Below are 2,081 nucleotides of genomic sequence, written 5' to 3' on the forward strand. Positions count from 1 at the left end.
ATCGAGGTCGCGGCCAAGCAGGGTGGCGCCGACATGTCCGGCAACCCCACGCTCTTCGACGCCGTCCAGAAGGCCAAGAAGAGCTCGGTGCCCAACGACAACATCGACCGCGCCCTCAAGCGCGGGTCCGGTGCCGAGGCGGGTGGCGCGGAGTACTCCACGATCATGTACGAGGTCTACGGACCCGCCGGCGTGGCCTTCCTCGTCGAGTGTCTGACCGACAACAAGAACCGCGCCGCGATGGAGGTGCGCACGACCGTGACCCGCAACGGCGGCACGCTCGCCGACCCCGGCTCGGTCTCGCGCCTGTTCACCCGCAAGGGCGTCATCGTGGTGCCGAAGTCGCAGGAGAGGAACGGGATCGCCACCGAGGTCTCCGAGGACATGGTGCTCGAGGCGACCCTCGACGCCGGCGCCGAGGACGTCAACGACCACGACGAGTCCTTCCAGGTCATCTCCGAGGCGACCGACGTCGTCGACGTGCGCCAGTCGCTGCAGACCGCCGCGATCGACTACGACTCCGCCGACGTCGAGTTCGTGCCGAGCATGGAGATCCCGGTCGACAAGGATGCAGCCGTCAAGGTGCTCAAGCTCGCCGACGCCCTCGAGGACCTCGACGACGTGCAGAACGTCTTCACCAATGTCGACATCCCCGACGACGTGCTCGCCCAGCTCGACGAGGACGAGGACTGAGCGTGCGCACCGCCGCGCGTGTCGTACGCCGCCTCGTCGGCGGCGCAGGCTAGCGTTGGCCCGAACAGACGTTCGGACGAGAGGCTGACTTCATGCGGGTGCTCGGGATCGACCCCGGCCTGACGCGGTGCGGCGTCGGCGTGGTCGAGGGCTCCGTCGGTCGGCCACTGACGTTGATCGACGTCAACGTGATCCGCACCAGTCCGAGCGAGCCGATCGCGCAACGGCTCGTCACGATCGAGCGTGGCCTCGACGCCTGGCTCGACGAGTTCGAGCCTGACGTGGTCGCGGTCGAGCGGGTCTTCGCGCGCTCTGACTCCAGCACCATCATGGGCACCGCCCAGGCCAGTGGCATCGCCCTCGTCGTCGCGGCGAGGCGCGGGCTGCCGATCGCCCTGCACACACCGAGCGAGGTGAAGGCGGCGGTGTCCGGCAGCGGCCGCGCCAACAAGGCCCAGGTGGGCGCGATGGTGACGAGGATCCTGCGCCTCGAGGCACCCCCCAAGCCCGCGGACGCAGCCGACGCCCTCGCGCTGGCCATCACCCACATCTGGCGTGGTGGTGCCTTGGCCAGAATCGAAGCAGCCCGGATCGAGGCGGCCGCGCAGATATCCAGGCACGCGCAGGCCACCGCTAGGAGCAGACAGTGATTGCGTTCGTCCGCGGAGATGTCGCCGCGCTGACCCTGACCAGTGCCGTCCTCGACGTCGGCGGGGTCGGGCTCGAGCTGATGTGCACCCCCGGCACGTTGGCGACCCTGCGGGTGGGAGCGGTCGCGACCCTGCCCACCAGCATGGTGGTCCGCGAGGACTCGTTGACGGTCTTCGGCTTCCTCGACGAGGACGAGAAGCAGATCTTCGAGCTCGTCCAGACCGCCTCCGGCGTCGGGCCCAAGGTGGCCCAGGCCATGGTCGCGGTGCTCTCGCCCGACGACCTGCGGGCCGCGGTCGCAGGCGAGGACGTCAAGACCCTGACGCGCGTGCCCGGCATCGGCCAGAAGGGTGCCCAGCGGATCATCCTCGAGCTCAAGGACCGCATCGGTGCCCCCACCGGCGCGCGCCTGGCCGGCCAGCCGCACCGGGCCGGAGCCCCGTGGCGCGCCCAGGTGCACCAGGGCCTGGTCGGGCTCGGCTGGTCGACCAAGGAGGCAGAGCAGGCCGTCGAGCTGGTCGCGCCCGACGCCGGCGCCAGCCCCGACGTCGCGTCCCTGCTTCGCGCTGCCCTCCGCGCGCTGAGCAAGGGGTGATCGCATGAACTGGGAAGCAGACACCGAGGACGAGCTGACCGAGGCCGAAGCCGCGCACTTCCAGCGGCTGACGTCCGCGGACGCCGACGGCGACGACCGCGCGGTCGAGGCGGCGTTGCGCCCCCGCAGCCTGGACGAGGTC

General features: G+C 70.5%; 3 protein-coding genes. All 3 read left to right on the forward strand.

Translation table 11 applies throughout. The annotated features are described in order from the left end of the window. The coding region (locus RMO85_RS13205) for a YebC/PmpR family DNA-binding transcriptional regulator (RefSeq protein WP_310529187.1) at positions 1–693 on the forward strand (693 nt) is incomplete at its 5' end. Between the two features lie 92 nt (positions 694–785). Continuing rightward, positions 786–1,343 (forward strand): crossover junction endodeoxyribonuclease RuvC, encoded by a 558-nt coding sequence (gene ruvC / locus RMO85_RS13210; RefSeq protein WP_310529188.1) that lies wholly within the window; start codon positions 786–788, stop codon positions 1,341–1,343. Beyond that, positions 1,340–1,939 (forward strand): Holliday junction branch migration protein RuvA, encoded by a 600-nt coding sequence (ruvA, locus tag RMO85_RS13215; RefSeq protein WP_310529189.1) that lies wholly within the window; start codon positions 1,340–1,342, stop codon positions 1,937–1,939. Before ruvC ends, ruvA begins: the two co-directional genes overlap by 4 nt. Positions 1,940–2,081 lie beyond the last annotated feature (142 nt).

It is taken from the genome of Nocardioides sp. (assembly GCF_031422975.1).
Lineage (GTDB): Bacteria > Actinomycetota > Actinomycetes > Propionibacteriales > Nocardioidaceae > Nocardioides.

Coding starts and splice junctions, on each gene's coding strand:
- ruvC (WP_310529188.1), top strand. CDS start 786: ATGCGGGTGCTCGGGATCGACCCCGGCCTGACGCGGTGCGGCGTCGGC.